This is a genomic window from Nostoc sp. FACHB-133 (assembly GCF_014698055.1).
Classification (GTDB): domain Bacteria; phylum Cyanobacteriota; class Cyanobacteriia; order Cyanobacteriales; family Nostocaceae; genus Nostoc.
In genome coordinates, this window is the sequence record NZ_JACJSH010000007.1 from 132,409 (window position 1) to 157,538 (window position 25,130).

Here is a 25,130-nt window from a genome sequence, read left to right on the forward strand (position 1 = left end):
GTGCTATCGATAGGAAGCAATGTATAATACTAATTCGTAATTTAAAACACTTGAGTGCCCGTTTTGTAACTCAGGCTTTAAGAAGGGGTAACGACGCAAACAGTATGAACTTGATCGCGCCCTTGTTGTTTAGCTATATAGAGTGATTTGTCCGCAGCATTAATCAAGTCTTGTGGCGAAGTTTCGGAATTTGGCACAATGCTGGCAACACCGAGACTGACAGTAACGCGATCGCACACACTAGATTGAGCATGGGGAATGGTCAAGTCCGAGACTGCTTGTCGAATAGTTTGAGCTACAGAGATTGCTCCTTCAATCTCTGTATTAGGCAGAATCACAGCAAATTCTTCGCCGCCATAACGAGCTACTAAATCGGCTGGACGCTTAATAACACTTTTAAGCGCACTCCCCAATTGCCGCAAACAATCATCTCCTGCTAAATGCCCGTAAGTATCGTTGTAGCGTTTAAAAAAATCGACATCGAACAAGATTAAAGACAACGGTATTTGCTCGCGTTTGAGTCGATGCCACTCATTCTCAAGATACTGATCGAATCGGCGACGATTGGCTATTTGAGTCAAGCCATCTAAAGTGGCCAATCTTTGCAGTTCTTCATTGGCAGCTTGTAATTGCTGGTAGAGTACTGATTGATGAATAGCGATCGCTACCTGACTGGCTAACTGCTGCAACAAATTAACTTCAAATGCTTGCCAGTAACGAGGTGCGCTACACTGATGAGCAATGAGTAAACCCCACAGATGATCCCCATTCAAAATCGGTACTACCATCGCAGCCTTGATTTGATAGAGTTGTAATAACTCAAAAACATCGGCTGAAAGATCAGACTCCTGAATATTATGCAGGACTGTAGGTAATCCCTGGTAATAGTAGCTAAAATCTCGTGTTCTCGAAAATGGGTGCAGTGTCTGTTCTAATCTCTGCGGGTAGTCATCACTCAGCGATTCTGCCGCGAAATAGCCATTTCCGTCAGATTCCAACTGGTAGATAGCGACGGAATCTGAACCCAAACACTCTCTAATACTGTTGACTGTTGTATTTAGAACCTCCTCCAAATTCAGTGATTGCCGAATCTGTTGAGTTACTTCAGTAATTAGCCGTTCCCCCTCTGCTTGTTGTCGCAGCAATCCTTCAGCTTGTTTGCGAGTACTAATGTCTTCTACCGAGCCAAGAATCTGTATTGGAGTGCCGCTAGCATCTCTGGCAAATACGACTTCTCGTGTATTCAGCCAAAGCCACTCCCCATTTTTGTGTCGGAATCGGTATTCGGTGGAAAGAACTTCGTTGTCGCTAAGGTTGACGAAGCGACTTGGTATGTCATAGCAGAGGTGTTGGTCGTCTGGATGAAAGCAATTCACGAACCACTCCGGATCTGCGTTACAAAATTCCTCTGGAGAGTAGCCTAAAATACTAAGACTTTTTTGGTTAAGATAAATGCTTGTTCCTTTTAAGAGGTCAAATAAATACAAAATATGCGGTACGGTATTAGCAACCTTTTGGAGAAAGTCTTGACTTGAGCGCAATGCGTCTTCAGCTTTTTGGCGTTCGCGCAGCGCAGCTTGATATTCACTAATATCTCGTCCCTCGGAAATAAGTAATGTTACACACCCTGTTTCATCGAGTATGGGACGTAGTGAAAAATCAATCGCGATCGCTCCATCGTCTCGACCCAAAACCTCAACTTCATAGCGAATAGATTCACCATTAGCAGCAGCTGCGATCGCAGTTTTTAATTGTGCTTGTGTCTCGGAGGAAATTGTCCACCATTTTGCTTCCCAAAATGGCTTACCGACTACTTCTTCTCGAGTAATCCCAGCAAAGTCCAGTGCTGTTTGGTTAGCCTCTAATACAATTCCATTGGGCTGAAGCAATCCGATAAACTGATTGGTTTGATTGAAAATCGCCCGGAATTTTTGCTCATTTTCACTTAATGCTTCTTCTACCTGTTTGCGGTCAGTAATATCTCGTCCAACAGATTGAAGTTCTACAAGAGTACCCTGGTCATCAAATATGCCTCGAATAATCCACTGCGTCCACCGCACGCCAAGGCTTGCTTTGACCCGATTCTCAATGGCAATCACGGGATTTTCGGAACTAATGGAATTTACCTGACTAAACACCCGTTCCCGGTCTTCCTCAAACACAACAGGTTCGTAGTGTTGGGCAATAATCTCTTCTCGCTTGAGTCCAAAAAATCGACAGAAAGCTTCATTAACAAAAGTAACAATACCATCTGGTGAGCCTCTAGCAATCAGTTCTGTTTGATCTTCGAGGATGGCACGATAACGCGCTTCGCTCTCTTGTAATGCGGCTTCTGCCTGTTTGCGTTCGCTAATATCGAACACTAAACCCTGAAGTACCTGAGTTTGTCCATCCGCACAGAGAACAAGATTAGCTTGATCCCGCACCCAAATTGTTCTACCATCGCGCCTCATCATTCGATACTCGACCCTCAAAGGCTCTCCGGTGGTGATTGTCGTGTTTACAGCTTGCCAATAGCGATCGCGATCGTCTGGATGAGTGTAATTTAAGCAACTATTAAAAAAACCGTGATGCCAATCTTCGGGGACAATGCCTAACAATTGTTGTAGTTGCGGACTAATATAAGCTTCTTGAGTAGTGGTATTAATCGGTAAAATATAAACAACGCCCGGAATTTGTTCTACCAGAGTGCGGTATTTTTGCTCTGCCTCAGAGAGTTCTTCTTGGGCCTGCTTGCGACTCATGATGTTTTGAATTTCTACAATAAATATATATTTTGCTGTTAGAAATCCTGCATTAGAGGCACGCTCAAGGATTTTTGAGCCAATGGCTAGTTAGTCTCTGGCTTTCTGAAAGCTAAACCTACCAGCAGCAGGCTGAAACTCTTACGCTTGAGGCTGCTGTTGACAGCCTTTGTAATTAAAATTAACAGATATTGAAAAAGAATTCAGAATTCAGAATTCAGAATAAAAAATTTTGGTGGGGGACTGAAAATAGTAGATTCAGACGCTTTTGCTAGCTTGCTGCTTTGCAGGAGTATGCGGACTCGCTTTGCGTAGCGATATCCGCCATTCGGACTCAAATTCATTCTGACTTCTGACTCCTGACTCCTGAATTCTATTAGCTTTGATCCAAGCGCAGTACTGCCATAAAAGCTTCCTGGGGTACATCTACAGTACCTACAGATTTCATCCGCTTTTTACCTTTTGCTTGCTTCTGTAAGAGTTTCTTCTTCCGGCTGATGTCACCACCGTAGCATTTGGCTAGCACATCTTTCCGCAAAGCGGGGATGTGTTCGCTGGCGATAACTTTACTGCCAATAGATGCCTGAATTGGGACTTTGAATTGATGGCGGGGAATTAATTCTTTGAGTTTTTCTGCCATTGCCCGCCCAACGTTGTAAGCTTTGTCTCGATGCACAATCATCGCCAAGGAATCCACAGGATCGCCGTTAATCATGATATCCAGCTTTACCAGAGGGTTCTCACGGTAGCCTATGAGGTGATATTCCATACTAGCATAACCGCGCGATCGCGATTTCATCTGATCGAAAAAGTCAGTTACTACTTCCGCCAAGGGGAGTTCGTAAGTCAGGGTGGTTCGTCCTTGGGCGAGATATTTCATATCTTTGAAGATGCCCCGGCGATTTTGTGACAACTCCATCAAGCTGCCGACATAAGTTTCCGGCGTAATCATCTCTACTTGGACGTATGGTTCTTCAATTCTTTGGCGATCGTTGGGAGAAGGCAAACGGCTAGGATTATCGATGTACAGTTCCTCTCCTTTGAGAGTAATCACCTTATAAACCACCGAGGGGGCTGTAATGATTAAATCGAGATTATACTCCCGCTCTAGGCGTTCCTGGACGATTTCCATGTGCAGCAAGCCCAAAAACCCGCAACGGAAGCCAAACCCCATCGCGCTCGAAGTTTCTGGTTCGTAATGCAGGGCTGCATCATTGAGTTCCAGCTTTTCTAATGCTTCCCGCAAGTCTTCAAATTGGTCAGCATCAATGGGGAACATCCCACAATAAACCATTGGGTTCGCTTCTGCGTAACCTGGTAAGGGTGACTCAGCTTTTGCCTTACTAAGGGTAATTGTGTCACCCACCCGTGCATCAGCTACTGCTCTAATTGCCGCTCCCAAGTAGCCTACTTCGCCAGCGTGGAGTTCTTCAACTTGCTTTTGAGTGGGAGAAAGCACACCTAACTCATCAATTTCAAATTCTTTACCGGATGCCATTAAATGAATGCGATCGCCTTTTCTGACAGTGCCATCCATCACCCGGAAATACACAATTACTCCTCGGTAACTGTCGTAATAGCTATCAAATATTAACGCTCGTAACCGTTCATTTATGGTATTGGGCGGTGGCGGTATCCGCTCGACAACTGCTTCTAAAATCTCATCAATACCAAGTCCTTCTTTAGCAGAAGCCAGAATCGCACCACTGCAATCTAGACCGATAATTTCTTCAATTTCGCCAATTACCCGTTCTGGTTCTGCCCCAGGCAAATCAATTTTATTCAAAACCGGAATAATTTCCAGGTTATTTTCTAAGGCTAAATAGACATTTGCCAAAGTTTGCGCCTCCACACCTTGGGAAGCATCTACTACCAATAGCGCTCCTTCACAAGCAACAAGAGAGCGGGAAACTTCATAAGAAAAATCCACGTGTCCAGGAGTATCAATTAAGTTCAGCACATACTGCTGACCATCCTTAGCTGTGTAGTTCATCCGGGCAGCTTGCAGCTTAATCGTAATGCCGCGCTCCCGTTCCAGATCCATGTTGTCGAGAAACTGTTCCTTCATCTTTCGGTCTTCAACAGTGCCAGTCGCTTGTAGCAAGCGATCGGCGAGGGTTGATTTCCCGTGGTCGATGTGAGCAATAATACAAAAATTGCGAATGCGAACTGCGGGAACGTCAGTCATATACTATCTTTGCCTTAGCAGCAACCAAAGTTAAAAGAGCAATTTACTTAATGTATTTTAATGCTTTCTTAGCCAAGACGCTCCGCTTTTAGTGCTGAGTTCCGAGTTAGGAGTTATTATTATTCTTCCCCTGCTTCCCCTGCCTCCCCTGCCCCCCTGCTCCCCTGCCCCTCTTCACCCCATCTTTAACTTTCGATCTAAATAGGTGGACTTTTAAGAATATTATGAAAGTCTATTTGTCGCTGCTAGTATTCAACAGCTAGGAGCGTACAATAAATGTAAATAAGTACATGTAGGGATCATGTAGTGATCTTGGGCAATTACGACCTGTAATTACTCATAATCACTGATTTATCGGCAAAATTTCTAGAGCCATTGTCTAGTCAGTTATATGAAAAATGCGATTTAAAACTTAAAGCTGTTACTTTGGTGCTATTTCGGGGAACTATGTAAATGTCCCCTTGAAGATTTTTCAGTGAATTAGCCCAAATCATGAACATAACTACTTTACAAAGCTTTAGACAAAACCAATTCAGAGTATATCAAACCTATGAATATGCAAGAGAAAACTACCGAAGCGGAAAACACACGAGCCGATAAGGTAGAAATTGCCGTCCGCCTGGACTCCGAGTTACTAGAGCAAATTCAGCATCTCACCAATGACCCAAGTAAAGTGATTGAGGTAGCAATTCGCCAGTGGTTGCGTGGTGAAATCCTTAGAGATGACGAACTGACACGTACCCCTGTGCGTACTCCCGTTCCTCCTCGCGGTGAATGGAACGATTAATGCCATCAGTCATCTGTTAATGCAAGTTAAAAAAGGTGAAGTTTGCCAAGCTGGATTTCAGAACACCAAGAAATACGCAATAAAAGCAAAAAAGCTGTAAAAATTTATATACAAATTTTAGCAGCTTTAGTAAAATTACGGTCGGATATCCTTTGTCTATCCAACTCAATTAATGACTATTACTGCCAATTCCCAATTGCCGAATGTATTTTCCCAAAATCTGGAATCTATTACCAGTAAAACTGATGGCTTATTACCAACTCTAGGAGCTGAGTTGGTGTATACGCAAGATGGGGCAGGGCGCTATCTGACCTTTCATTGGCAGCACAGCGAACTCCTGGGGTTAAATACCGAAAAAATAGTTGACGAGCTGAACCAGACGCAAACCTTTGCCCCAGTGGATAAGGTTAATTATGTGGAACGATTGCACCGAATTTTGACAAGTTTGGTGCCAGAAAGGTTTCAGTGTTGGTTTAGCTACCATCAGGAATTATTTGAGTTGGACTTAGTGATTAGTCCGATTATGCCGAGTTTGGGAACAACTGCCACTACAGTTTTAGTTATGGGACGCTTAGTGCAAGCGACACTCAACAAAAAACAAGCGCGTGTGGCATCCAAAACGCCCACACAGATAGAGTTGGCTTTACGATCACAGCAACATCAAAAACTGGTAAATCGGATTACCAGAAATATTCGCCGGACATTGGATTTAGATATTATTTGGCAGCAAACAGTTGACAGTTTGGGAAAAGCACTGCGGCTAGAGCGCTGTATTATTTGTCCTTATCAGCCCTCTAGCTCAAAAGTAAAAGTGAAGGCTGAGTATCGCCAGCCAGAACTCAGATCAATGCTAGGCTTGGAAATAGATGTAGCTTCTGAGCCTGCCTTTGCTCAGGCTTTGACAACCCTAGAACCAGTTGTGATGGAAGTGCCTGGATGCACAGAGTCTGGGCGGCAGAAAACTTTGGTGGTTGCGACTTGCTATCAAGACCAAGCCAATGGATTGGTTGCCTTGAATTGGCAAGATGAATGCTATACATTAACGGAATCGGAATTAGAGCTAGCAAAAGAAGCAGCAGATCAATTGGGAACTGCGATCGCACATGCTACTTTATATGAAGAATTAGAAGTAGCGCGTCAAAAAGCCGAAGAAGCTTCCCGTCTCAAAAGCGAGTTTCTGGCTAATGTATCCCATGAAATTCGTACCCCCCTCAACGGCATGATTGGCTTCTTGAAGCTGATTTTAGAAGGGATGGCAGATGACCCAGAAGAACAAAACCAGTTTTTGGCAGAAGCTCACAACTTATCGATACATCTACTAAATATCATCAACGACATTTTGGACATTGCCAAAATCGAAGCTGGTAAAATGGAGCTAGCTTACGCTCCAGTCAAGCTAAATGAGCTATTTAGTGATGTAGAAAGTTTTATGCGTCCCCAAGCAGAAATGAGAAACCTCAGCTTTCGGATGCAAATGCCTGCTACCTCGGATGAAATCATTGTCCAAAGCAACTACCAACGCTTGCTCCAAGTGATGCTCAATTTGCTAGGTAATGCCATCAAATTTACCCATGAAGGCGGTGTCACCGTCAGCGCCGATTTAGTACTCAAAAAATCGAAGCTTCAAGGCCAGCAATTTCCTGGCATGGTAAGAGTCCGTGTGGCAGACACAGGCATCGGTGTTTCCCTAGACAAACAAGATAAACTGTTTCAATTATTCTCTCAGGTGGATGGCTCACGCACTCGCCAGTATGGTGGCACAGGTTTAGGACTGGCAATATCTCAGAAGCTAGTTGAAGCAATGGGCGGCGAGGTACATTTTTATAGTCTGGGTGAAGGACTTGGTTCAACAGTGACATTTACAGTGCCACTATATCAACAGCCAGTCATGGTTTCGTCTACTGATAGCGATTCAACAGACAGTGCTGTTAGCGATAGCGGGGCATTTAGCCCGTTATGAGTTAGTCATTGGTCATCTGGAACATTACTAATACTGGGTTTGGAGTTTTAAAATTTAAAGTTTCTTAGTAATTATTATTCAATAAATAACAAAATTGGGCATGGGAGATTGGAAGTAATTCCGCCCCTAGACCACAAAATTGTATAATTATGGGCTGGGTTGAAGAACAAAACACAACAAAAGCCTAAATGTTGACTTTTGCTCCGCTTTACTCAAAATTTACAAAAAATAGATTTTTGACTCCTTTTTACGGTGACGTGTACTTGGAGAATTAAATCCTGTCTTCCGTCTGACTGCAAAGCAGAACCTAAAAGCTAAAGTAAAGTAGGAGGCTCACACGAAAACTTTGTTCAGACAACATGGAAAATAAGATTTTGGATAATAGTTAACGAGTAATAGCGCATCTGGCACAGGAATCATTATTATTCAATGTCCCATGCCCCATGCCCCATGCCCCATTCCCAATGCCCACCATTAACTTAGCAGGTCTAAAACTATGGAACTCACAATTGACAACGTTGAAACAGTCTTAGATGAAATGCGCCCTTATCTCATGTCTGATGGCGGCAATGTGGAACTCGTAGAACTCGATGGGCCTGTTGTAAAACTTCGCCTGCAAGGTGCTTGTGGTTCTTGTCCCAGTTCTGCAATGACCCTGAGAATGGGTATTGAGCGCCGCCTAAAAGAAATGATTCCTGAAATTGCGGAAATTGAACAAGTGGTGTAAAAGTTAGGAGTTAGGAGTTAGGAGTTATGAGTTTTGAATCAACTCCTAACTCCTCATTCTTAACTCCTAACTATTCCTATGTCCCATCCTCTCTACATCGCTTTTATCTGGCATCAACATCAGCCTCTGTACAAATCTCCTGGTAGTGCTTTATCTCCCAGTCAGCAGTACCGCCTACCTTGGGTACGTTTACATGGGACTAAAGATTATTTGGATTTGGTATTGCTCTTAGAGCGGTATCCTAAGTTACACCAAACGGTGAATTTAGTTCCATCGCTGATATTACAACTCGAAGATTATATTGCTGGGACTGCTTTTGACCCTTATCTCACAGCCTGCTTGACACCGGATGAACAACTCAGTCAGGAACAGAGGGAATTCATTATCCAACACTTTTTTGATGCCAATCACCATACGTTGATTGACCCACATCCCCGCTATAGCGAGTTGTATCAGCAAAGGCAGGAGAAGGGGCAAGCCTGGTGTTTAGCAAATTGGGAATTGCCTGATTATGGTGATTTGCTAGCTTGGCACAATTTAGCTTGGATCGATCCACTGTTTTGGGATGACCCGGAAATTGCTACTTGGTTAAAACAAGGTCGGAATTTTACTTTAAGCGATCGCCAGCGCATTTATTCCAAACAACGAGAAATCCTCAGCCGCATCATCCCCCAACATCGCAAAATGCAGGAGGCTGGGCAGCTAGAAGTTACCACTACGCCTTACACCCACCCGATTTTACCCTTACTCGCTGATACTAACTCCGGTCGGGTAGCTGTGCCCAATATGACACTACCTAAGCAGCGCTTTCAGTGGGAAGAAGATATTCCTCGTCACTTACGGAAAGCTTGGAACTTTTATAAAGACCGCTTTGGACAAATACCTCGTGGTTTGTGGCCTTCGGAACAGTCAGTCAGTCCGGCAACACTTCCATACATTATTAACCAAGGATTTAAGTGGATATGCTCAGATGAAGCCGTCCTGGGATGGACGCTGAAACACTTTTTTCATCGGGATGGAGCGGGGAATGTGCAGCAACCAGAACTTTTGTACCGACCCTATCGGCTGCAAACCGCAGAGGGTGATTTGTCAATTGTGTTTCGTGACCACAGATTATCAGATTTGATTGGGTTTACCTACAGTGCGATGCCTGCAAAAAAGGCAGCAGCAGACTTAGTGGGACATTTACAAGCGATCGCTAAAATGCAAAGAGATAGTCACAGTGAGCAACCTTGGCTAGTTACCATCGCCTTGGATGGGGAGAATTGCTGGGAATTTTACCCCGAAGATGGTAAACCCTTCTTAGAAGCTTTGTATCAAAGTTTGAGCGATGAACCCCACCTCAAACTCGTCACTGTCTCCGAATTTCTGGAAGAATTTCCCGCCACAGCCACCATTCCCGGAGGGCAACTACATAGTGGTTCTTGGGTGGATGGCAGCTTCACCACCTGGATCGGCGATCGCGCCAAAAATCGGGCTTGGGATTACTTAACGGAAGCAAGAGTTATGCTCGCAAGTCATCCCGAAGCAACGGAAGAAAACAACCCAGAAGCATGGGAAGCGCTGTATGCCGCAGAGGGTTCAGACTGGTTTTGGTGGTTTGGTGCAGGACACTCCTCAAATCAAGATGCCATCTTTGACCAGTTGTTTCGAGAACACCTGTTTGGGATTTACAAGGCATTAAATGAACCTATACCGCCTTATCTGAAGCAACCAGTAGAAATTCACGAAGCACAAGGAAGCCATACCCCACAAGGGTTTATCCATCCTGTTATCGATGGTAAGGGTGATGAGCAAGATTGGGACAAAGCTGGACGCATAGAAATCGGCGGGGCGCGGGGGACGATGCACAATAGCAGTGTCATCCAGCGACTTTGGTATGGCGTAGATCACCTCAATTTCTATGTGCGGCTGGACTTTAAAGGTGGCGTTGCACCAGGGAGGGATTTTCCTACAGAGTTGAATTTGCTGTGGTTTTACCCAGAAAAAACAATGGTTAATAGCCCAGTTCCCTTGGCAGATGTACCAGATGCAGCCCCGCTTAATTATCTTTTTCACCATCTTCTAGAAGTTAACTTACTGACGCAATCGATTCAGTTTCGGGAAGCTGGAGACAATTATCAATGGCAGCCCCGTTTCAGTCGCGCTCAAGTAGCAATAAATAGTTGTTTAGAGTTGGCAGTACCGTGGGCAGATTTGCAAGTTCCGCCAGATTATCCCCTGCGTCTGATTTTGGTGCTTGCAGATGAAGGGCGTTTTTGCAACTACTTGCCAGAAAATGCTTTGATTCCTATTGAAGTGCCTTAAAACTCAATACGGGTTTTAATTTGTTACCTCTGTGTTCTCTGCGTATTTGTAGTTAAATAAATTACTTTTAAACCGCAGAGGCGCAGAGACAAGATTTTTGGAGTTACCTTGAAAGCGCTAGTTCTACAGAGATTTATTTTTGCTTTTTGAATTTTTAACAGAAAAGTGGTGATGATTTAGCAAAGTTCCAGTAATGTTACTGTTAGAAAGGAATATTTGCCGTAAAATTAGAGACATTTCAGAGCAGATATTCTATACTAATGAATCGCTTTTCTCAGAAAATAACGAATTCTCAAGAGAGCATTTCACAGCAAACTCAACTTGGTCAAATGTGTGCTTCCAAGAAGCTATTCCGCGATCGCTATCAAATATTGCAAGTTCTAGGTAAAGGTGGTTTTGGCATCACTTTTTTAGCCAAAAATGCCGTATTACCTGGGCATCCCCTGTGCGTCATTAAACAGCTTTGCCCAAAAGTGACTAGTCCCCAAAGTTGGCAAAAGGCATGTGCGCGTTTTGAAAAAGAAGCAAGAACTTTAGGTCAACTCGGTAGTCATTCGCAAATTCCCATGCTGCTAGACTACTTTCAGGCGAATGAGGAGTTTTTTTTAATTCAAGAATACGTACCGGGTTTAACTTTAGCCCAAGAAGTGCGGCGAGGTGGGCCCAAAAGTGAAGCCTCGGTGAAACAGTTTTTACAGGAAGTATTACCAGTATTACAGTATCTTCATAAACATCATGTGATTCATCGGGATATTAAGCCCCAGAATTTATTGCGGTGTGAGTATGACAAGCGGGTAGTGCTGATTGATTTTGGTGCAGTGAAAGAGCAATTAGTTGATGCTTGTGAAAACTCTACCAATCAAGCTGTAAATACCAACTTTATTGGAACTAGGGGATTTGCACCACCAGAACAGTATTCTCTTCGCCCAGTTTATGCCAGTGATATTTATGCACTGGGTATAACTTGTATTTATATGTTGACTGGTAAAAGTCCTTTAGAATTTGATTACCACCCAAATAGTGGTGAGATATGCTGGCAAAAAGAAGTAAATATTACCGATAGTTTCGCCAAAACTTTAGGGAAAATGGTGAAGATTACATTAGACGATCGGTTTAAGAATGTCGATGAAGTAATAAAAGCTTTAAGTTATGAAAGCTATTTGCCTACTTTAGCTAACTGTCTAACTACCCAAAAACTAAATAATAAAAGTATTACACAATACGAAAACTTTAACGAAGCTCCAGATGTCTACATACCACCAGTCACCAGAACTGCTAATGCTATTCGGAAATGGAGAGCGAGGCTTAAGTAAACAAGGTAGCAAAATTAAGTTAGAAGATATTTTAAAAGTTATTTGTGATGTATCAAATACTTGCAGATCCTTCTAAATCTCCATTAAAAAGGGGGATTAGGGGGATCTGAAAGTGTCTAAAATCACAGCAAAATCCTTTTCAAACAACCTTTTATTACCTAAAGTATCAAATTAACAATTATCATGAGCAATTGAAAATATCAAAAACAAATCTAGTAACTATTGCGACTACATTTTATCGTCAGTGATGGCTAATTAATTAGGGTTTTACTTAATACTTAGTCAATTTTTGCTTGTCAATATACAAGCAAAATTACTAGGGGTAGCAGTTCAGAGAAATATTTCTATTCAGATTATTATATAATCGGAAGAATAATTAATTTTATGGCTCTCGTAGTTTTCCGCAAAAGAGGAAGACTGACTACTATTTACAAACGCTAACTATATTAAGTAATTCCCCAATTCCCAGAACAGGGTTTTCTACCACAAGTAAGCGAGAGTCAATTTTCTTAAGGGACAGTTCGGGGCAAACTTAGCCTAAGTTGTTATGCAGTCGCGCCTGTCAGATCATGATCTGCTGCTTAAATCCCGATTGCCTAAATCCCCTGAATCCCAATGGAAAGAAGTTTTGCCAAAGTTGTAGCACCCCGTTGGTGTCACTTTTAAGAAATCGCTTCCGTGTCATCCGAGTCCTTTCAGATGAGGGGGGATTTGGCAGAACCTATCTATCAGAAGATGTCGATAAACTCAATGAACGCTGTGTTATCAAGCAATTAGCTCCAAAGTTCCAAGGAACTTGGTCGCAAAAAAAGGCGATGGAATTGTTTGCCGAAGAAGCGCAGCGACTACAAGACCTTGGGGAACATCCCCAAATTCCAACTTTAATAGCTTACTTTGAACAAGATGGCTGCCTATATTTAGTGCAGCAGTTTATCAATGGCGATAATTTGTTAAAGGAGTTGCAACAGCGCAAGGGGTATAACGCTAGGGATATTCAATCTATTTTGCTAGATTTATTGCCTATCCTGAAATTTATCCACGATCGCAAAGTCATTCATCGGGATATCAAGCCAGAAAATATTATCCGTCATAAAAGTGATGGGCGATTAAGTCTGATTGATTTTGGTTCTTCAAAGCAATTCACCGCCAAAGTTCAGCACAAGTCTGGCACATCCATTGGTTCACATGGTTATTCTCCTTTAGAACAAATTAGAGATGGTAAAGCTTTCCCTGCCAGTGACTTGTTTGGTTTAGGCGCTACCTGCTTTCATCTACTAACGGGAACTTCCCCTTTTCAGTTGTGGATGGAATCGGGGTACGCGTGGGTGAGTAATTGGCGGGAATATTTGCGGAGTCCATTAAATACCGAGTTGGATTTTGTCATCGACAAACTTTTAAAAAAAGATATCCATGAACGTTACCAGTCAGCCGATGAAGTTCTCAAAGACTTAACTCCAAAACAACTCCTCGCCCTACCACCAGCCGGTAAGTCATCTGGAAAAATCCCCGCGACTCAAGCCCCATCTTTACCAAAAAGTTATCCCTTACTGAGAACTTTAATTTTGGTAAGTGCTTTTATTCTGTTGTTCGGATTCCAAGAATCTTGGTATAAACATTTTCGTCGGATTCAAACCAGTTTAGTTTCTAGGCTGAGTCAGCATAATAATTCTGGCAAAGATGACGTGCTTTTAGGTCAACCACCAAAGATTACTTTGGGTAGGGTTTCCTTAGCTAACACCCTCCAAGGATATGAAAACTCGGTTTTATCCGTCGCCATCAGCCCCGATGGTAAAACCATTGCCAGCAGTGGAGGCGATGGCACAATCAAACTTTGGAATCTCACCACCGGGAAAGAAATATCTTCACTCAACGCCTATTCTCAGCAGGTGAATACGTTAGTAATTAGCCCAGATGGGAAAACTCTGGTAAGTGCCAGTGATGACAGCACCATCAAAATTTGGAATTTAGCAACAAGAAAACAAATTCGCACTCTTACAGGGCATTCGGACTCAGTTCGGGCCCTAGCGATCAGCGCTGATAGCGAGACTCTGGTGAGTGGTAGTGATGACAACACCATCAAAATCTGGGATTTAGCCACAGGAGAGCAAATTCGGACATTGGTAGGGCATACATTTTGGGTGCGATCGGTAGCCATCAGTCCCGATAGCGTGATTCTTGCTAGTGGCAGTTTTGACAAGACGATCAAAATCTGGAATCTGACAAAAGGGTACTCAATCCGCACACTAGAGGGAAATTATCAAACAGTAACAGCTGTAGCTATTAGCCCAGATGGGAAAATTTTAGCTAGTGCTAGCCGCGATCGCACCATTAAACTTTGGGATCTACTGACGGGAAAAGAAATTCGCACACTGGCAGGACACGCCAATACAGTCACAACCGTAGCCTTCAGTGCCGATGGTAAAATTATTGCCAGTGGTAGCCGCGATCGCGCCATCAAACTCTGGAATTCAGTCACAGGAGAAGAAATTCTCACATTAACAGGGCATACCAACACTGTGACATCCGTAGCCTTCAGTCCTGATAGTAAAACCCTTGTCAGTGGTAGTGAAGACAATACCATTAAGATTTGGCGGTTGTCTCAGTAAAAATCTTTCCTCTACTAAAATGTCCCTCTCCGGCTCGGAAAGGGACAGATTTTGCGTAGTAAAATCAGGCAGAGGTTTTTATACAACCTAAATCAATACTTTTCGGTTAAACCCAATAATCTCTCTTTTGGTCTAGGGAAAGGTTAAAGGGCAATGGGGAAAGGGAAATTCAAACCCTTTCCCTTTCCCCTTTTCCCCTTAACCGAAAACTATTGCAACCTAAATTATCAGAAGAGAGTCAATCTATATTTACCGCGTTCCTGTGGATTTTTGGAACTGACAACTATATAGTAAGTGTCATCTTCAGGCAACCTAGCTCGGTCAATTAAAGCGCTGTAGGTGCCACCTTTATCTTTGTCTCTATCTATAGCGATCGTCTGTCCTTTTGAATTTAGCAAAGCTACGTAAGGAGAAAATTCTTCATCAACACTATCTACACGAATACTTACAAGCTGATTTTTTCTTCCTTGGAAATTAGAAACATTGTAAGCGCCTCCATTTTGTTTCAAGGTTGAGCTATTGGCGCTTAGTTGGCCTGCTTCATCTAAGGTATAGCTAGCTCTGTCATTTCTCAAAGCCAAACTATAGCGACCGATCTCACCAATATCTCGGCTAGTAACTGCAATTTTGTAAGTGCCATTCTTAGGCAACCGCGCAAAAATGAAGGCATCATCGCCATCACTGCTTTTTTCCAAAGTGCCTTTTTTGACGATGATATTATCATCAGGATCGTGCAGAAATAGCAAAGGATTTAAACTCAAGTTATTTGATCTGCGTGTATCTTTACTACCAACAAGCCTAATTTGCACTAGTTGATTTTCTCTACCTTCAAACTCATAGAAATGAAAATATCGACCTTGAGATTGAAAGTCACTTTTACTTAGAATACCCAATGCGACATCTACAAAGTTAATCTCTTTATAAGTAGGTGTTGCAGGTGCAGAAACTGCCGGACGATCGATATTTTGGTTGCCACTTCTAGCTACATTAGAACTTGGCTTGCGAACTCTCCCGGAACCATTTGAATTAGAAGCCCTACCTCCAGACGATCTAGATGCACTACTATTGGAACGATTAGAATTTGAGTTAGAAGTTCTACGTCTAGATGGTCTAGAAGTAGAGTCATCATTTGAAGCGTTCGAGGTTGGCTGGGAAGTTTCTATATTAGAAGATATAGGACGAGTCTGCTGTATTGGCGACTCAATAGATGTCTTCTTTTTTGGAGATATTGATGCTTGAGAAGCAGGAAGTTGCTCAATTCCTTTTTTTACTGCTTCTGGTTGTCTCTCATCTGGTGATTTAGCAATTATGAAGCCTTGAGAATGTTGAGGTTTCCCTAAAGCATTTATAGGTAGCACATTGCTCGCGATCAACAAACTACTACCCAAGGAGCAAATTAAAATGCGGCTTAATTTGTGGCGATAGTTTTTGGTTTCTAGTAGCATAATTACGCTCCTAATTTTGCGGATGATTTCGTATTTAACAGATAGACAAATTTGAAGTCAAAAATTTATATTCCTATTGAGACTCATAATACACTGTGGTGGAAGTTTGCCTACCATGTCAAACAAGAGGATTTTGCTCTAAGTCTTGTTTGATATGGTAGCAGCTGTACTAGAGTGAATATTAATTTTGTAAGTATATACTGAGCTACAAGCTGAAATTGCTGCTTTTCGGATTTTTGCCGAGATATTTTTGACTGAGCCAGATGCTACTAAGTAAGTGAGCGTAAATAATTATCGGCGGGATAAGGAAATAGGCAATAAGGGTTTTAGCCTAGTTTGATTTTATTGTGCCAACTTACTTAGACTACTGAATCGAGAAGGCATATTTGTGTCAATACTGCTGAAGGGTTGATATATAAGCTTTTTCCCTTTTAACTTTTTCCCTTTCCCCCAAAACCCGACAAGTATTGATATTTGTGCCCCTTGAGAAAAATCACACATCGCGCTAGTCTTCATGGACGTAACTGCACGCTGTAACATTAGGCGATGACAAATCAACTCTCTGTGAAAATTCCCTCTTGTACTTGGAGCCGTCCGATCGGTTTAGGCTGGGACAAACCTTATACTGTCCGCTACGAAAGTAATATCGATGATGGCCCTTGGCATGGTATGCCTTTAGGTGGCTTTGGTGCAGGTTGTATCGGTCGTTCTTCACGGGGAGATTTTAACCTATGGCACATCGACGGCGGTGAGCATACCTTCAAAAACGTCCCCGCTTGTCAATTCAGTGTATTTGAATCCAATGGCACATCTACCCAAGCCTACGCTTTATCTACCCAAGGGCCCGATGATGGCACTCTCAAAGCTTGGCAGTGGTATCCAACGCTTCCCAGTACAGAGGGGACGGGTAATTATCATGCACTATACCCACGTAGCTGGTTTGTGTATGAAAATGTATTTCAAGCACAGTTGACTTGTGAGCAATTTTCCCCAGTTTGGGCAGGTAATTATCAAGAAACTAGTTACCCTGTAGCAATATTCCTCTGGAATGCCCACAACCCCACAAATGCACCAATTACCCTCAGCATTATGCTCACTTGGCAAAATATGGTGGGCTGGTTTACAAATGCCCTCAAATCTCCCCAAGTGCGGGTGCGTGATGATGGTAGTCCGGTTTATGAATACCAACCACGTTGGGGCGAAAGTCAAGGAAACTATAACCAAATAGTTGAAAATCCACAACAGTTTGGCTGTCTTTTAAGTCGGTTTGGTAGTGATGCTTTGCAAGAAGGAGATGGAACTTGGTGTATTGCGACACTGAAACATCCCAAAGTAGAAGTATTTCACCACACACGCTGGAATGCTGAAGGAACTGGTGATGAGGTGTGGCAAAGCTTTGCCAAAGATGGTTCTTTGTCCAATTATATAGATGCTAATCCAATCGGAGAAGGTGAACAGTTAGGGGCTGCAATCGCACTTCGTTTTACTCTCCAACCAGGCGAAACCTTCGAAATCCCCTTTGTCCTCGCTTGGGATTTACCTATTACAGAATTTGCCGCCGGAGTCAACTATTATCGCAGATATACAGACTTCTTTGATAGAAGTGGAAATAATGCTTGGACGATCGCATCTACTGCTCTACAAGAATATCAAACCTGGCGATCGCAAATTCAAACTTGGCAACAACCCATTCTCGACCGGGAAGATTTGCCCAACTGGTTTAAAATGGCTCTATTTAATGAGCTTTATGACCTCACTAGCGGCGGTACTCTCTGGAGTGCAGCATCAGAACTTGACCCCATCGGTCAGTTCGCGGTGCTGGAATGCCTAGATTATCGTTGGTATGAAAGTCTAGATGTGCGATTATATGGCTCTTTTGCCCTACTGATGCTGTTTCCAGAACTGGAGAAGTCGGTGATTCGGGCATTTGCACGAGCGATTCCTCAAGTTGATGATACACCGCGAATCATCGGTTATTACATGACAATCAAAGCTGAAAGCCCAATTGCAGTTCGCAAAGTCGTCGGTGCAACACCCCACGATTTAGGCGCACCGAATGAACACGTTTGGCAGAAAACCAATTACACCAGCTATCAAGACTGCAATTTGTGGAAAGATTTGGGTAGTGATTTTGTCTTGCAAGTATACCGGGATTTTCTGCTCACGGGTGCTGACGATGTAGAATTCTTAGCAGATTGCTGGCCTGCGATCGTTCAAACCCTCGACTACCTCAAAACCTTTGACCTTGATGGTGATGGGATTCCTGAAAATTCTGGTGCGCCTGACCAAACCTTTGATGATTGGCGGTTACAAGGTGTCAGCGCCTATTGTGGTGGGTTGTGGTTAGCAGCGCTAGAGGCTGCGATCGCAATTAGCGATATTTTATTAACTTACCAGACAGGTAACACAGCAGAGTTGGCGGCGCAAAAATCCACTTATGAAGCTTGGTTGGCACAATCTCTTCCTATTTACCAAGAAAAACTTTGGAATGGGCAATATTACCAACTTGATAGTGAAAGTGGTTCCGATGTGGTAATGGCAGATCAGTTGTGTGGACAATTCTACGCCCGACTATTGGACTTACCAAATATTGTACCGAGCGATCGCGCCCTTTCTGCCCTGAAAACTGTTTATGACGCCTGCTTTTTGAAATTCTGCAATGGAGAGTTTGGTGCTGCAAATGGTGTTCGTCCTGACGGTTCACCAGAAAACCCTAAAGCTACTCATCCCCTAGAAGTTTGGACTGGGATAAACTTTGGACTAGCGGCTTTTCTTATGCAAATGGGAATGAAAGATGAAGCGTTGAGGTTAACACAGGCTGTAGTCGAGCAAATTTATGAAAATGGGCTGCAATTTCGCACCCCTGAAGCTATCACCGCAGCTGGTACTTTCCGCGCTAGCACCTACTTACGGGCAATGGCAATCTGGGGAATTTACTTAGTTATTAATTAATTAGCTATCAAAACGGTTCTCATACCTGCGGGTTGACTGAAAGCGTTCTCGTAAGAGTAGCCGCTACGCGTCTATGGATGCAATACACTTTGACCTCTCTCCAAACCTCTTTATTAAAAGGAGAGAGGCTTTTAATTTTACTCCCTTTCCCTTCAAGGAGAAGAGACTGGGGCTACCGCTATGGTATATGCGTTATAAGGATTAGCCTGTCTTTATCTGAGAAAGCAGAGTTTAAATTTGTGATTTTATTTTCCGAGTGTTTCCGGAAGCAAGGGAAAATTTCAGTAATGGTAAGAGTTGAAGTAGTGAGAACTCTAGACTACTCTATGCCGACTATATCTTTGTTTTAGACCGAGGTATTATTGTTGAGCAAAGCACTCATCACAAACTCATGGCAATTGATGGTTTTTACTAGCATTTAGCCCAAGTGTCACAGCATCCGTAACCTCTACTTGAAAATTTTTTCAAAGATAAAAACATAGAGAAGTTACTTTTGAATAAAATTGACAGGATTATACTTTCTAATATTTTACAGATTTAACCTACTACATATTTTTATTCAAAGCATCTTACCACACATATTGATAACAATTAAAACTATAGCAATTCGCTTTGATTTTTGTTCGCGCAGCATGGCGTAGCTATATTTACTTGTGTGGTTAGGCAAGAAGTAATAGAAAAGAGTTTTTCAAAAATAAAATATGGATGCTATAGGCTAGCTGTTATTAATAGCTAAATAATCATGAAATATTCACGATTGGTTTACAGCGATTTTATTTAGATACATTGAATCTGTAGTTCTTGTAAATCAAGAGCCATCAGAATAATAAATATTATTAACCAATTGAACTTATTAATAAAATAGGCTCAATGCTATGGCTGCGAATGTTTTTTATTCTTTAGCAGTTACTATTTTTAGAAGTTGTTTTACATCATAGTTAATGGTAGTATTTTCTAGCGACTCGACAATAATAAAGGGTTTAAATTGAGATTGTGTGGGGGGTCAGACCCCTCACAAATAAGCAAGGGAGGACAAAATTAAAAGTTGCACAATAGGCAAGTACGTATCGAAATGCATTCAGTAAATTTAACTTAAAAATCTACTAACTTCGTAGATGACATTAACGACAAAAAATAGTATATATACGAATGACGTTGTTAAAGCTCAAGAATAAATAAATTTTTTCTACTACTCAAAAAAATATGAAAACTTGCCGGAAATTGCTTAATTAACCAGTAGTAAGAAATACAGGCGTTTTAACAGAGAAAATTGATTGAATTAAAATCGATAAAGTTTCAGAGGATAAAACTGCATCTACCAAGAGCTACGCCTAGACTTTTGTCCTACCAGTCAAATGAGAAGACAAAAGATAAATTTTTACCTTTCAGTTACTAACAAGTAAAAGCTACAGTTTCCTCAATTCATCGGAGGGAATCTGGATAATTAGGAATGAGCAGCCAACAAACTTGCTTAAAAACTTGATTGTTTTTAATCAAAGGTTAGTTCATGAAAATAATCATCAGGTCAAATGCAGTCGAAACCTCAAGCCAAGGGGACAGTTCAGCAATGAATCTATATAATTTGTATCCCTACTACAAGCTAGCTCTTGCCCAAACTAGTTTACTAGGGGAGTTATCAGCCAAAATCACTAAAACTCTGCTTAATAGCACCAAGGTAAAGCTCAAACAGCAGAGAAGTTTCAGTCTGTATCTTTACCGCTCAAAGCTGCGGGAGCTAATGAGAACTTGGGAAAGTTATGTACGCATCTGTTGATAGATGGATTTTTAGCCCTCGTCAACATCCAACACCGCCAAATTGCTGATAATTTCCCGAAAGCGATTTAACAGCTGCAAAAAAGTTAGTGCAGTTTGTAAACCTCAATTGAAACGCCAACAATCGCAGAAACTGAACTAGTTTACTTCATCCAAAATAATTAAACACTATGATGAATCAAGACATTGCTGGTATTAGTAGTAACTTAGATACAACAGTAAAGGCTCAACAATTTGATAAAGTAGTTGAAGCGATTATTGCTGGAAAGTACTCCTGGGCATGTGTTTTAATGCTACGTTTTGCTGGTTATAATCCTCTCCATTACATTCCGTACCGTACCTACAACCGATTGCTGAAAGAAAACTCTCAAACCAACAGAACAAAACAACAGCAAAGTGAAAATCTAAAAATGCTGAAACATGCTAATGATTCAAGACCTGCTTATCTTGAAGTAGTTGGAAAGCAAAAAACAGAAATCCGTGGCGTTAGTTTAGACCAGAAATTGGGATAGACAATTAACAAACATTAATCAAGGAAATCGCCATTAACTCAAGATATGTCCTTGAAAAGCTGTGGAGCCAATTAAAAAATAATTTGGAATCAAGAAATTCTACCCTAGAGTTGATTGAGTATCTGAAAGCCTGCCATGCTAATTTAAAATTGATCGCATGGTAGGTTTTCTATCGCAGTGATTAATTTAATATTTTTTTGCAAAAATCTGCCAAAATGGCAAATATATACTGATGACATTGGTAAACTAATAAGAACAGCAATTTCAACCACAATAGAGGTGATTGGCAGCAAGCAAGTTAATTTAAAAACATAAAATCAATGATTAGTTCTGACTATGAAATAAATCAAACTGATTACAAAAGTAGTCAGCATTTCATGGAGTAAATAACTCCTATTCCAAGGCAAATGATGCAACCATTGCTAATGGTGGTTCTTTTTCTGAGGAAGTCTGAGCAAAAAGAATTTGGGGAGGTGGATTCCCCCAATCCAAATTTTACACAACTTTCATTGACTGCAGACGATGTGAGTAATGCTTAGAAAACTTTCTATCTTGTGATTGGTGTTGCTTTATTTAATAAAGCAAACGCTTAACACCAATAACAGGGACGGAAACAGGAAAGTTATGGTGAAATCGTTGTCTTGGCTGGTAGAACTAGTAGGTCATACGCTTCTCTTTCAACTATTGTAATCCTAGTCCTCCCAACCTGGATTATCTCTGCTTTCTAAATTTTCAATTTATATAGTAAATACTGGAAGTTCAAAACTTGAAGAGCTTCCAGTATTTTTATGTGTAAATAAAAATAGGGTGAGCAATTTGCCCACCCTATTTTTTGTAGAGAATGGTTAATCCAACAATGAATTAAACCTTAGCTAATTCTGGGGTAGGACGCTTGCTGTTGCGAATTGATGTAATAGCCTCAGCATAATCTTTAGCATTAAATACAGCTGAACCTGCGACAACCGCATTAGCTCCTGCTTCTAAAACTTGCCAAGTATTATTTGCCTTCAACCCTCCATCCACTTCAATCCAAGGGTCAAGACCGCGTTCATCACACATTTGACGCAGCTTGCGGATTTTGGGTAACACACCAGGGATAAAGCTTTGACCACCAAAACCAGGGTTGACGCTCATAATCAGTACTAAATCGCACAAATCTAGAACGTATTCAATTAGCTCTAGAGGACTACCAGGATTAAGTACAACTCCAGCTTTCTTACCAAGCTCTTTAATTTGCCCCAAGGTACGGTGCAGATGTGGAGAAGCATTATGTTCACAGTGTACGGAGATAATATCAGCACCCGCTTTAGCAAATCCTTCTACATACTTTTCTGGCTCCACAATCATCAAGTGGACATCCAGGGGCTTGGTTGTAACTGGACGAATCGCCTCCACAATCAGAGGGCCTATCGTAATATTAGGTACAAAACGACCGTCCATTACATCAACATGAATCCAATCTGCTCCGGCTGCGTCTACGGCGCGAATTTCGTCACCCAGACGGCTAAAATCGGCTGATAGGATAGATGGAGAAATTACAATGGGCTTTTGAGATAGGTTTTGGGTCATGGCTAGTGGGTTTTTAAGCGTCCTCGTCTGTAAGCATTGTAACAAAACATTGAGCAAGACTCATAACTTTGATCCCGGCTTTTTTGGAAGATAGGGAATAGGGTACAGGTTATAGGGTAGAGGGTACAGGGTACAGATTCCCTATCACCTGCTACCTGTAACCTCTCCCCTAATTTCATCACCAATGACTAATGACCAATGACTAATGACAAATAACAAATGACTAAAAAACTAACCTGGATAATTTGGGGATTAAGTGCTTCTTGTCTGAGTGCGCCGGTAATTGCTTCGGTTTTAGAATCTGCTTTGGGAACTAACGGTATTGATGCTTTGAAGCTGCACCAAGCTCCTTATAATTTAATCGGTCGTAAGATTGCTATTGGTCAAGTGGAAATTGGTCGGCCGGGAATGTTTGGGTGGGATAAGGCGGTGTCTAAAAATCGCGCCATATCTTTAGCGGGAGTATTCTTACGCAATGGGCCAGCAAAGTCTAATAGCGGTGTTGACCCTCACGCCTACAATGTTGCTGGTGTAATGGTAAGTAAAGACAAAGCTTTGCCGGGAATTGCTCCGGGAGCAAGATTGTATTCGTCTGCGGTGGGTTCCACTAAAAGCATGGGTCAGCCAGAAGAGTGTTTATCAGCCCAGCACATAGCGCTACAAAATGGTGGCGATGTCCGTGCCATTAATTTTAGCTTTGGTGAACCTCTCAGTCGCGATCCTAGACCAGAGGCTATTTTAGACGGCAATGCTTTGCTAACTTTATGTGTTGACTGGTCTAGCCGTGTTCATGATGTTTTGTATGCGATCGCAGGCAACCAGGGTAAAGGCGGTATTCCTATTCCTACAGATAATTTTAACGGAATGAACGTGGCTTTTTCATCCCGTCGAGGGGGAATTTTTAACAAAGTAGATGTGGCTAATCTGGCGGGTGCTAACCAAGGAGTGAGTGGCAGGCTAGCTGGAAGGGAATTTGATATTGGTGGCCGCCGCGCTATCAGTTTAGTTGCTCCTGGGAATAATATTCCCTTACTCAATCCAGATGGCAAATTGAACAAGGTTACAGGTACTAGTTTTGCAGCACCTCAAGTTACGGCTACCGTTGCTCTATTACAAGAATTTGCTGACCGACAGATACGGACAAAACAACCCCACTGGAGCATTGATGCTCGGCATCATCAAGTAATGAAAGCTGTATTGCTGAATTCAGCAGACAAAATCCAAGATAGTGGCGATGGCTTACGGTTGGGAATGAGTCGGACGCTAATTGATAAACAAAATCAAAACTGGCTAGATTCTGATGCTTATAAAGATCCAAAGATTCCCTTGGATGCTCAAATGGGAGCGGGTCATTTAAATACATTTCGCGCTTATCAGCAATTGAGTGCTGGTCAATGGCAGCCATCAGCTACAGTGCCAGCTATTGGTTGGGATTATCGCAAAGTGGATGTTGGAGCATCTGTTGACTATGTGTTAGCAAAACCATTAAAGCAGGGGAGTTTTGTTGCTGTCACCCTAAGTTGGGATCGATTGGTAGAACTCAATGATAAAAATACAAACCAACAATATGATGTGGGCGAAAATTTTCGCGATCGCGGTTTGAATAATCTCGACCTATACTTAGTAAAAGCTGATGCCCAAAATTCAGATGCTGGTGCTGTTTGCTCTTCAATCAGCCAAATCGATAGTGTAGAACATATTTTCTGCCCCATTCCTACTACTGGCAATTACAAAATCCGCGTCCAGTTTCGTCAAAAGCTTAATGAAGCAACTCAACCCTATAGTTTAGCTTGGTGGAGTGTACCTATCAATTAAAATAGGTCAGCACAATTTTTATCAAACAGAATTCAGGAGTCAGGAGTCAGAATGGGCTAAACCTTAGCTATCCGCTAACAGAATGAATTCTGTATGACTGTCGGATAGCGCAGCGTAAAGCCTGCGGCATAGCTTTGCTTAGAGCGAGTCCGCGTTCGCTTTTAGCGTCTCGTAGAGAGCGTCTGAATAACCGGGTTTAAGACCCCCACCAAATCGTAAATTTGGTGGTCAACAAGAAAGTCGTGGATTCTGACTCCTGAATTCTGACTTCTGAATTCTTCTTCAACTGTGTCAACTTACAGCATTTTCATCTATTTGAACAACATCCTATCGGGGCGCATAGGCGTGCGTCCCTATGAAAGTTCTGTATTTCATGTAACTAAAAATGTTATCCTATCTCAGGACTTGCAAAACAATAGCCGAAAAGAAAAA

Annotated in this window: 14 protein-coding genes; 10 read left to right on the forward strand and 4 right to left on the reverse strand. The window is 42.1% G+C overall.

Annotated elements, in window-relative coordinates; translation table 11 throughout:
• Positions 1 to 77: 77 nt before the first annotated feature.
• Both H6G86_RS08365 and lepA read right to left on the reverse strand, forming a co-directional pair.
• Positions 78 to 2,744, reverse strand: a complete 2,667-nt coding sequence (locus H6G86_RS08365; protein WP_190933918.1) for a PAS domain S-box protein — start codon at positions 2,742 to 2,744, stop codon at positions 78 to 80.
• A gap of 376 nt (positions 2,745 to 3,120) precedes the next feature.
• A complete protein-coding gene (lepA, locus tag H6G86_RS08370) occupies positions 3,121 to 4,932 on the reverse strand; it encodes a translation elongation factor 4 (protein ID WP_012408259.1) in 1,812 nt (603 codons plus the stop codon).
• A gap of 550 nt (positions 4,933 to 5,482) precedes the next feature.
• Between lepA and H6G86_RS08375 the strand changes: the two genes are divergently transcribed.
• The 6 genes from H6G86_RS08375 (at position 5,483) to H6G86_RS08400 (ending at position 14,632) form a co-directional block, all read left to right on the forward strand.
• The gene (locus tag H6G86_RS08375; RefSeq protein WP_012408258.1) at positions 5,483 to 5,719 is read left to right on the forward strand and encodes a hypothetical protein; all 237 of its coding nucleotides are present in this window, start codon (positions 5,483 to 5,485) and stop codon (positions 5,717 to 5,719) included.
• A 172-nt stretch (positions 5,720 to 5,891) separates the two neighbouring features.
• A complete protein-coding gene (locus H6G86_RS08380; protein ID WP_190933919.1) occupies positions 5,892 to 7,679 on the forward strand; it encodes an ATP-binding protein in 1,788 nt (595 codons plus the stop codon).
• A gap of 496 nt (positions 7,680 to 8,175) precedes the next feature.
• Positions 8,176 to 8,406, forward strand: a complete 231-nt coding sequence (locus H6G86_RS08385) for a NifU family protein (protein WP_012408256.1) — start codon at positions 8,176 to 8,178, stop codon at positions 8,404 to 8,406.
• A gap of 78 nt (positions 8,407 to 8,484) precedes the next feature.
• Positions 8,485 to 10,713, forward strand: a complete 2,229-nt coding sequence (locus H6G86_RS08390) for a glycoside hydrolase family 57 protein (RefSeq protein ID WP_190933920.1) — start codon at positions 8,485 to 8,487, stop codon at positions 10,711 to 10,713.
• A gap of 260 nt (positions 10,714 to 10,973) precedes the next feature.
• The gene (locus H6G86_RS08395) at positions 10,974 to 12,026 is read left to right on the forward strand and encodes a serine/threonine-protein kinase (RefSeq protein WP_190933921.1); all 1,053 of its coding nucleotides are present in this window, start codon (positions 10,974 to 10,976) and stop codon (positions 12,024 to 12,026) included.
• A 569-nt stretch (positions 12,027 to 12,595) separates the two neighbouring features.
• On the forward strand, positions 12,596 to 14,632 hold the full coding sequence (locus H6G86_RS08400; RefSeq protein WP_190933922.1) for a WD40 repeat domain-containing serine/threonine-protein kinase: 2,037 nt from the start codon (positions 12,596 to 12,598) through the stop codon (positions 14,630 to 14,632).
• A gap of 227 nt (positions 14,633 to 14,859) precedes the next feature.
• On the opposite strand, the gene H6G86_RS08405 is transcribed toward H6G86_RS08400, so the two are convergent.
• Positions 14,860 to 16,077, reverse strand: coding sequence for a peptidase (locus tag H6G86_RS08405; protein WP_190933923.1), 1,218 nt, complete (start codon positions 16,075 to 16,077; stop codon positions 14,860 to 14,862).
• A 546-nt stretch (positions 16,078 to 16,623) separates the two neighbouring features.
• Between H6G86_RS08405 and H6G86_RS08410 the strand changes: the two genes are divergently transcribed.
• From H6G86_RS08410 to H6G86_RS08420, 3 genes are all read left to right on the forward strand, one after another.
• Positions 16,624 to 19,029, forward strand: coding sequence for a GH116 family glycosyl hydrolase (locus H6G86_RS08410; RefSeq protein WP_190933924.1), 2,406 nt, complete (start codon positions 16,624 to 16,626; stop codon positions 19,027 to 19,029).
• A gap of 1,507 nt (positions 19,030 to 20,536) precedes the next feature.
• Positions 20,537 to 20,803 carry a hypothetical protein gene (locus H6G86_RS08415; RefSeq protein WP_190933925.1) on the forward strand — a complete coding sequence of 89 codons (267 nt, stop codon included), beginning with the start codon at positions 20,537 to 20,539 and terminating at the stop codon, positions 20,801 to 20,803.
• A 172-nt stretch (positions 20,804 to 20,975) separates the two neighbouring features.
• Complete coding sequence (locus H6G86_RS08420) at positions 20,976 to 21,314, forward strand: HetP family heterocyst commitment protein (RefSeq protein WP_163926927.1); 339 nt, start codon at positions 20,976 to 20,978, stop codon at positions 21,312 to 21,314.
• Between the two features lie 861 nt (positions 21,315 to 22,175).
• On the opposite strand, the gene rpe is transcribed toward H6G86_RS08420, so the two are convergent.
• Entirely contained in the window at positions 22,176 to 22,883 is a 708-nt protein-coding gene (gene rpe / locus H6G86_RS08425) for a ribulose-phosphate 3-epimerase (protein ID WP_114081048.1), read from the reverse strand.
• Between the two features lie 219 nt (positions 22,884 to 23,102).
• Between rpe and H6G86_RS08430 the strand changes: the two genes are divergently transcribed.
• Complete coding sequence (locus H6G86_RS08430) at positions 23,103 to 24,698, forward strand: S8 family serine peptidase (RefSeq protein WP_190933926.1); 1,596 nt, start codon at positions 23,103 to 23,105, stop codon at positions 24,696 to 24,698.
• Positions 24,699 to 25,130: the final 432 nt, after the last annotated feature.

Coding starts and splice junctions, on each gene's coding strand:
- H6G86_RS08365 (WP_190933918.1), bottom strand. CDS start 2,744: ATGAGTCGCAAGCAGGCCCAAGAAGAACTCTCTGAGGCAGAGCAAAAA.
- lepA (WP_012408259.1), bottom strand. CDS start 4,932: ATGACTGACGTTCCCGCAGTTCGCATTCGCAATTTTTGTATTATTGCT.
- H6G86_RS08375 (WP_012408258.1), top strand. CDS start 5,483: ATGAATATGCAAGAGAAAACTACCGAAGCGGAAAACACACGAGCCGAT.
- H6G86_RS08380 (WP_190933919.1), top strand. CDS start 5,892: ATGACTATTACTGCCAATTCCCAATTGCCGAATGTATTTTCCCAAAAT.
- H6G86_RS08385 (WP_012408256.1), top strand. CDS start 8,176: ATGGAACTCACAATTGACAACGTTGAAACAGTCTTAGATGAAATGCGC.
- H6G86_RS08390 (WP_190933920.1), top strand. CDS start 8,485: ATGTCCCATCCTCTCTACATCGCTTTTATCTGGCATCAACATCAGCCT.
- H6G86_RS08395 (WP_190933921.1), top strand. CDS start 10,974: ATGAATCGCTTTTCTCAGAAAATAACGAATTCTCAAGAGAGCATTTCA.
- H6G86_RS08400 (WP_190933922.1), top strand. CDS start 12,596: ATGATCTGCTGCTTAAATCCCGATTGCCTAAATCCCCTGAATCCCAAT.
- H6G86_RS08405 (WP_190933923.1), bottom strand. CDS start 16,077: ATGCTACTAGAAACCAAAAACTATCGCCACAAATTAAGCCGCATTTTA.
- H6G86_RS08410 (WP_190933924.1), top strand. CDS start 16,624: ATGACAAATCAACTCTCTGTGAAAATTCCCTCTTGTACTTGGAGCCGT.
- H6G86_RS08415 (WP_190933925.1), top strand. CDS start 20,537: ATGAAAATAATCATCAGGTCAAATGCAGTCGAAACCTCAAGCCAAGGG.
- H6G86_RS08420 (WP_163926927.1), top strand. CDS start 20,976: ATGAATCAAGACATTGCTGGTATTAGTAGTAACTTAGATACAACAGTA.
- rpe (WP_114081048.1), bottom strand. CDS start 22,883: ATGACCCAAAACCTATCTCAAAAGCCCATTGTAATTTCTCCATCTATC.
- H6G86_RS08430 (WP_190933926.1), top strand. CDS start 23,103: ATGACTAAAAAACTAACCTGGATAATTTGGGGATTAAGTGCTTCTTGT.